The sequence below is a fragment of the Solemya elarraichensis gill symbiont genome, assembly GCF_002021095.1.
Classification (GTDB): Bacteria; Pseudomonadota; Gammaproteobacteria; order Chromatiales; family Chromatiaceae.
The window spans coordinates 1-7,244 of record NZ_MPRK01000078.1 but is presented as its reverse complement, the minus strand read 5'-3'; the positions used below and the strand labels follow the sequence as shown (position 1 = coordinate 7,244).

At 51.0% G+C, this 7,244-nt stretch carries 6 protein-coding genes; 3 read left to right on the top strand and 3 right to left on the bottom strand.

Translation table 11 applies throughout. The features are described from left to right. Together BOW51_RS05485 and BOW51_RS05480 are read right to left on the bottom strand one after the other, a co-directional pair. Positions 1 to 558: Rossmann-fold NAD(P)-binding domain-containing protein (locus BOW51_RS05485; RefSeq protein WP_503167667.1), on the bottom strand; the 558-nt coding region annotated here is incomplete at its 3' end. A gap of 16 nt (positions 559 to 574) precedes the next feature. After that, positions 575 to 1,753: an aspartate aminotransferase family protein gene (locus tag BOW51_RS05480; RefSeq protein WP_078476814.1), complete on the bottom strand. Its 1,179-nt coding sequence runs from the start codon at positions 1,751 to 1,753 to the stop codon at positions 575 to 577. Positions 1,754 to 1,942: 189 nt separating this feature from the next. Between BOW51_RS05480 and ppx the strand changes: the two genes are divergently transcribed. The 3 genes from ppx (at position 1,943) to bioA (ending at position 6,101) form a co-directional block, all read left to right on the top strand. Then, on the top strand, positions 1,943 to 3,445 hold the full coding sequence (ppx, locus tag BOW51_RS05475; protein WP_078476813.1) for an exopolyphosphatase: 1,503 nt from the start codon (positions 1,943 to 1,945) through the stop codon (positions 3,443 to 3,445). 83 nt (positions 3,446 to 3,528) lie between these two features. Further along, a complete protein-coding gene (gene ppk2 / locus BOW51_RS05470; RefSeq protein ID WP_370738156.1) occupies positions 3,529 to 4,431 on the top strand; it encodes a polyphosphate kinase 2 in 903 nt (300 codons plus the stop codon). Positions 4,432 to 4,820: 389 nt separating this feature from the next. After that, on the top strand, positions 4,821 to 6,101 hold the full coding sequence (gene bioA, locus BOW51_RS05465) for an adenosylmethionine--8-amino-7-oxononanoate transaminase (RefSeq protein WP_078476815.1): 1,281 nt from the start codon (positions 4,821 to 4,823) through the stop codon (positions 6,099 to 6,101). On the opposite strand, the gene BOW51_RS05460 is transcribed toward bioA, so the two are convergent. After that, on the bottom strand, positions 6,098 to 7,244 hold a 1,147-nt coding region (locus tag BOW51_RS05460; RefSeq protein WP_135568075.1), incomplete at its 5' end, for a putative bifunctional diguanylate cyclase/phosphodiesterase. The two genes, bioA and BOW51_RS05460, sit on opposite strands and share 4 nt — an antisense overlap.

Below are 7,244 nucleotides of genomic sequence, written 5' to 3'. Positions count from 1 at the left end.
ACCCTCAGGGCAGCCAATATTCAGCTGGAAATCAAACTGGATCGCTGCATTGATATAAGAGTGACACATGTTATTGCCATCACCGATCCACGCGACTGTTTTACCTTTAATATCACCGCGGTGTTCATGCCAGGTCTGCATGTCAGCGAGTAACTGGCAAGGGTGAACAAGGTCAGTCAGGCCGTTGATGACAGGTACATCCGAATATTCCGCAAAGCGTTCTACCTTGTCGTGCTCGAAAGTACGAATCATGATGATATCGACCATGCGAGAGATGACGCGTGCTGTATCTTCGATTGGTTCACCGCGACCAAGTTGTGTATCGCGCGGAGAGAGAAACAGTGCATGGCCGCCAAATTGTGCCATGCCGGATTCAAATGAAACGCGGGTGCGGGTTGACGACTTTTCGAAAATCATCGCGAGGGTTTTACCGACGAATGGACGATAGTCCTCACCGGCGTTTCTCATCTGTTTCAGTTCAGATGCGCGCTGAATAAGCTGGCGCAGTTCTTCGGAACTGAGATCGTTGAGGGTAAGAAAATGGCGTTTTTGAGTCATTGCGAGTTACTAATTATTAATCTTGCGAAGCAAGAAATTGTTGAATGAGTGAAGCCAGCGTGTCACACAGCTGGTCAGCTTCTGCAAATGTCATTGTCAGGGGCGGCAGCAGGCGCACGACACGTTCTGCAGTGACATTGATGAGCAGTTTCTGTTCAAAGGCCAAGCGCACCAGTTCAGCGCAAGGATATGCCAGCTCGATACCGATCATGCAGCCGAGGTTACGGATTGCAATTACCGCATCATCACTATCAAGCGCATCAAACAGCTTGTTGCTGATATATTCGCCGAGCTTTTCGGCATTTTCTGCAATCGATTCATTGTTCATGACATTGATGACAGCAAGTGCCGCAGCGCAGGCCAGCGGGTTGCCACCGAAGGTTGAACCGTGTGATCCGGGGGCAAAAAGTTCGGACGCTTCACCACGGGCGAGGCAGGCGCCGATGGGCATGCCGTTACCAAGGCCCTTGGCGAGTGTCATGACATCGGGGAGTATTTCTTCATGCTGGCATGCGAAGTTACGACCTGTTCTGCCCATGCCGGTCTGGATCTCGTCAGTCATCATGAGCCATTCGTTGCTGTCGCAAAGTGCCCTGATGCCTGACAGGTAACCGCTTGGCGGAATGTTGACGCCGCCTTCACCCTGCACAGGCTCAACAAGTACGGCAACGATATCAGGGTTGCCGGAGAGTGCTTCGAGTGCATCCAGGTCACCGTAGGAGATGCGAACAAAACCTTTCAGTAGTGGTTCAAAACCAGCCTGTACCTTGCGGTTGCCAGTTGCCGTGAGCGTTGCCATGGTGCGGCCATGAAAACTCTGTTCCATTACTACCGTGGTCGGATTGCTGATGTTGCGCTTGTTGCCATAGAGGCGCGCCAGCTTGATTGCTGCCTCATTGGCCTCGGCACCCGAGTTGCTGAAGAAGACGCGGTCCATACCACTTAAAGATGTCAACGCATCACCGAGGCGCTCCTGGTTGGCAATACCATAGAGGTTGGATGTATGCATCAGCTGCTTTGACTGTGTGCAGATTGCGTCTGCTACTGCCGGGTGAGCGTGACCCAGGTTGCATACTGCAACACCGGCAACTGCATCCAGGTAGCGTTCGCCTTGCGTGTCCCACAGCCACACGCCTTCACCCCTTTCAAAGGTGACAGGCAAGGGCGCATAGGTTGTCATCAGGGTCCCGGTCATCGGTCGTTCTCTCCGCACCACTTTTAAATGGAGTGCATTTATCTGTTTTTCCGCCTTATTGGGCGGGAAAAACCGGTCATCTTATTGATTTTTTATCAATTTATCAATCGTGAGATTCAACTTTTGCTTAAAGATGTTAAATCACGCATCATTGACCTTGAATTATTATTATTTTCTGCAGGATGAATAATGCAACAGGACAAGCCGGATGTAGTCGCGGCAATCGACCTGGGATCAAACAGTTTCCACATGATTGTTGCGCGCCTGGATGAAACAGGCACGCTCACAGTTCTTGATAAATTGCGCGAGTCGGTCCGGCTTGGTGGTGGCCTTAACAAGAATGGCAAAATCGACAAAAAGACGCGCAAAAGAGCACTCGACTGCCTGGAGCGTTTCGGACAGCGTATCAAAAATTTGCCGCGTGGTTCAGTGCGCGTGGTGGGAACCAATACTCTGCGCGTCGCGAAAAACTCCAAGTCCTTTGTCAGCAAGGCGGAACGCATGCTTGGCCATGAGATTGAAATTATCTCGGGACTGGAAGAGGCGCGAATAATCTTTCTTGGCGTTGCCCATGGGCGGGCAACACGTGAAGGTAAACGCCTGGTCGTCGATATTGGTGGTGGCAGTACAGAACTGATTGTCGGTGAAGGAGCGGCCAGCGAGATTCGTGAGAGCCTGCATATAGGCTGTGTTAGTGCCAGCCGGGAGTATTTCGAGGATGGTAAAATCTCCGAAGCACGTATGGCAAAGGCAGAAATGGCTGCGCGTCTGACGATCCACCCATATGCACATGAATTCCGTAAGCGCGATTGGCAAGAAGCAGTTGGCTGCTCGGGTACTATCAAGGCGATCAGAAATATCGCCCAGGCGGAGGGCTGGTGTGATAGCGGACTGACACTCGATGCGTTATACGAAATGCGTTCAGCTGTTATCGAACAGGGAGATATCAGCCGTCTTAGCCTGGTGGAACTGAAAGAGGACAGGGCGCCTGTGCTACCGGGTGGTCTGGCAGTGTTGATTGCCGTATTCGAGGCGCTGAATATATCGCATATGCGTGTTTCGGACCTTGCCCTGCGCGAAGGTCTTCTCTACGATCTTGTCGGTCGTATCAACCGCGAGGATGTGCGTGACGCAACTGTCGATTCTGCTCTGAAGCGCTGGAGTATCGACCGACCGCATGCTGAAGCAGTTGCAGCAACTGCATTTCAGCTTTTCAATCAGGTTGCTGATCAGTGGGAATTGGGTGAGGAGCGTGAGAGGATGCTGCGCTGGGCGGCCCTGCTGCATGAAATCGGTTTACAGGTTTCGCATAGCAGTTTTCAGAAGCACGGTGCCTATATTCTTGCAAATGCTGATCTGCCCGGATTTTCACGTCCTGAGCAAGAGTTGCTTGCCACACTGGTTCTCAATCACCGCAAGAAATTCCGATTCGATACTTTTCTGGAACTGGTTGAAACCGCGCAGACTCCGGGTTCAAGGCTTTGCGTTATTTTACGTTTGGCCGCTTTGCTGCATCGGGGTCGTCCGCGTGAATCGGGACCTGAAGTTGGGATTGATGTCGATGGTATGCAGGTCAGGCTCACCTTTCCCGATGGATGGCTTGATGCTCATCCTTTGACCAATGTTGATCTTAAACGTGAAAGAGATTACCTCGCCCAAGCGGATTACCGATTGGTGCATAAGAAAACCTGATTTCGATCAAAACAATCGATTATATACACTATAATAATTAGTTTGACGCCTAAAAAATTGACTAAAAAAAGGAGCGACTCGAGATGTCCAGCAACGTCCCTGATAAAGAACTGAAAAAGGTGATGGAAAAACTCACCAATCCAAAGAAAGTGCTCGAATCACCCAGCGTTATTTCTGCAAAAGAGCTGCTTCGTATCAGCTACGAAATGGGTGAGTATCCCTATCCTGAAAAGATGACGACAAAAGAATACGAGCATGAGAAGCGCCTGCTGCAGACCGAGTTGCTCAAGGTTCAGGCATGGGTTAAGGAATCGGGTCAGAAAGTTCTTGGTGTCTTTGAAGGACGAGACGCTGCGGGCAAGGGTGGAACGATCAAGCGTTTTATGGAGCACTTGAATCCTCGTGCCGCACACGTGGTTGCTCTCGAAAAACCGAACGAGAGAGAGGTTGGTCAATGGTATTTCCAGCGCTATATCCAGCATCTGCCTACCAAGGGTGAAATGGTCTTCTTTGACCGCTCCTGGTACAACCGTGCCGGTGTAGAGCGTGTTATGGGCTTCTGTACCGATGAAGAGTATCTTGAGTTCCTGCGCCAGGCGCCTCAGATCGAGCGTATGCTGGTACGTTCCGGGATCATCTTCTACAAGTACTGGTTCTCGGTTACACAGCAGGAACAGTTGCGCCGTTTTCACTCGCGTCGTCATGACCCGCTGAAGCACTGGAAACTGAGTCCGATCGATATCCAGTCACTCGACCGCTGGGATGAATATACTGAAGCAAAGAAGGCGATGCACTTCTACACAGATACTGCAGATGCACCCTGGACAGTGATTAAGTCGGATGACAAGAAGCGTGCGCGTCTTGCATGTATGCGTCATTTTCTCTACAACCTCGACTACCCTGACAAGGATACCTCCATCGCCAGTGAGCCGGACCCCCTGATCTGCGGTTCTGTGAAAACGGTCTATGGCAAAGGGGAGGCGTAATGGCGAGTGTAAAAAACAGCAGCACCAAGAGCCGTAAACGCGTGGTTGAACTTCAGGCTGCTATCAAAAAAGCAGAGAAGTCTGCCGCAAAGGCTACAAAGGCTGCAATACAGGCATCCCGGTCTGCAACTAAAGCGAAAAAGGCCCGTCATGAGGCTATAGACGCGATTAAGGAAATGCGCAGTGAAAACCGTGATACACGGGAGAAGCTGGAGAAATATGCCAAGCAAAGGGCGAAAGACGCTTTACGCAAAAAAGATGCGATCAAAAAGGCGAAAAAGGCGCTGAAAAAGAAGCTGAAGAAACAGGCTGAAGCCGACAAAACAAAGGTAAAAGCAAAGAAAAAAGTAGTAAAAACAAGAAGAGCAAGAAATAGGGCGATCTTTGCAATGCAACTCGATCAGGCCAAGCGTGACTTTGATCGCGACCATCTCTGGCATCCCTATACAAGCCTGACCAGGCCCCTTCCTGTATACCCCGTCTCATCAGCAGACGGGGTTATGCTGACATTTGACGACGGACGTCAGGTCATTGACGGCATGGCTTCATGGTGGTGCGTCATTCACGGCTATAACCACCCGCAGCTCAACCAGGCTGCAAAGCAGCAGATTGATGCCATGTCGCACGTGATGTTTGGTGGGCTCACGCACCAGCCGGCTATCGAACTTGGACAAAAGCTGGTTGCCATGACGGCAGAACCACTTGAGCATGTTTTCCTGGCCGATTCCGGATCAATCTCCGTCGAGGTAGCGCTGAAGATGGCGCTGCAATACTGGCAGGGTGTTGGCAAGCCAGCCAAACAGCGTTTTCTCACTGTGCGTGGCGGATACCATGGCGACACCTTTGGCGCCATGTCCGTGTGTGATCCGGTTGGCGGTATGCACCAGCTGTTTCAGGGTATGTTGCCACAGCAGTTGTTCGCGCCACGACCTGACATCGCTCCGGACCAACCCTGGTCGGATGATGCCATCTCCGGTTTTGCTGAATTAATCGACAAGCACAGTCATGAGATTGCTGCAGTCATTCTCGAACCGATCGTGCAGGGTACGGGGGGAATGCGTTTTTACCATCCGGACTACCTGCGCAAGGTACGTGAACTGTGCGATCAACATAATGTACTACTGATACTCGATGAGATCGCGACGGGCTTCGGTCGTACCGGTAAATTATTCGCGTACGAACATGCAGACGTGGTTCCGGACATTCTCTGTGTCGGCAAGGCGATCACAGGTGGCTACATGACACTCGCTGCGACCATGACCACAGACAAAGTGGCCAAAGGCGTTTGCAGTGATGACATGGTTTTTATGCATGGACCGACTTTCATGTCAAACCCGCTCGCCTGTGCGGTTGCCAATGCCAGTATCGAGCTGTTGCTCGAGAGCCCCTGGCAGAATCGCGTGCAGTTAATCGAGTCACATTTCAGCAATGCACTGGAACCACTAAGGACTCTTGATGCAGTTGCAGATGTACGTTCTCTTGGTGCCATAGGTGTGGTTGAGATGAAAGAGTCGCTGAATGTTTCAGTCGTACAGGAAGCACTGATTGGTGAAGGTGTCTGGCTCAGACCATTTGGAAAACTGCTCTATGCGATGCCGCCCTACGTTATGAAGACTGAGCAACTGCATAAGGTGACGGATGCGATATCCAGCGTGGTAAACAGGCTCTAGATTGCTTCTGAATGTTCCTGTTTTTCAAGCAGGAGTACCAGCTCCGATGCTGGCAGGGGCTTGGAGAAGAGGTAGCCCTGGGCCTGGTGACAGCCAATGTTTTTCAGGTATTCAAACTGTTCCCGGGTTTCCACGCCTTCAGCCACGATACGCAGTTTATAGATTTCGGCAAGATTCAGAATGATCTCCACCATTTTTCTGCGTGTATCATCTTTACTGAAAATACCGGCGACAAATGAGCGATCTATCTTCAGGCTATTGATCGGATAGTTGATCAACTGGCTGAATGCGGTGTAACCGGTACCAAAATCATCAAGCGACAGTGTAAGGCCCAGCTCTCTCAGGCGCCGGAGTATCTCGACACTCTTGACATTATCTGCAACCAGCGCTGTCTCGGTTATCTCGATTTCAAGATATTTTGGGTCTATATCATGCTTTTTGAGAGTGTTTGCAACTATCCCGGGGTATTTATCTGTGTGCAGTTCGGCACCAGACATGTTGACGCATAGTACGCCATCAAAACCAAGCTGTTGCAGGCTTGTTAATTCTTGCAGGGCATTCTCGAGCACCCATGCATCGAGCCATTTGATACGCCCTTTTGCTTCGGCAACAGGAATGAATTCGTCCGGACCAATACCTTCAAGCGATGGATGGTTACTGCGTAACAGGGCTTCAATACCGACAATGTTGAGTGTCTGGCAATCGTAAATCGGCATGTAGACGAGATGGAAGCTTTTACTCTCAATCGCCTCGGACAGGCCGCTCTCTATTTTCTGACTCCTGTGCACTATTGGCGAGATTTCATCGGTGAAAAACTGGAAAGTATTACCACCAGCACGCTTTGCTTCGTTCATTGCGATTTCAGCGTCTCTTAATAATGTGGATTCCTCTCCTGACTCATTCTGCGCGACAGCAATCCCGATGCTGGCATAGATAGGGTGGACCAGACCACCCGCTTCAAAGCCACCGTCGAACTGCTCAAGAATACGTTGTGCAACAGCACCGGCGTCAGCCGGGTGCTCCAGGTCAGAGAGCAGGACAACGAACTCATCCGCTGCGCGCCAAGGAGAGAGAATCGAAGGCGCGTAGTCCCCGGTAGCCACTAGGCGAGACTGTTTTTCTGACGTGCGCCAGCGCCAAAGG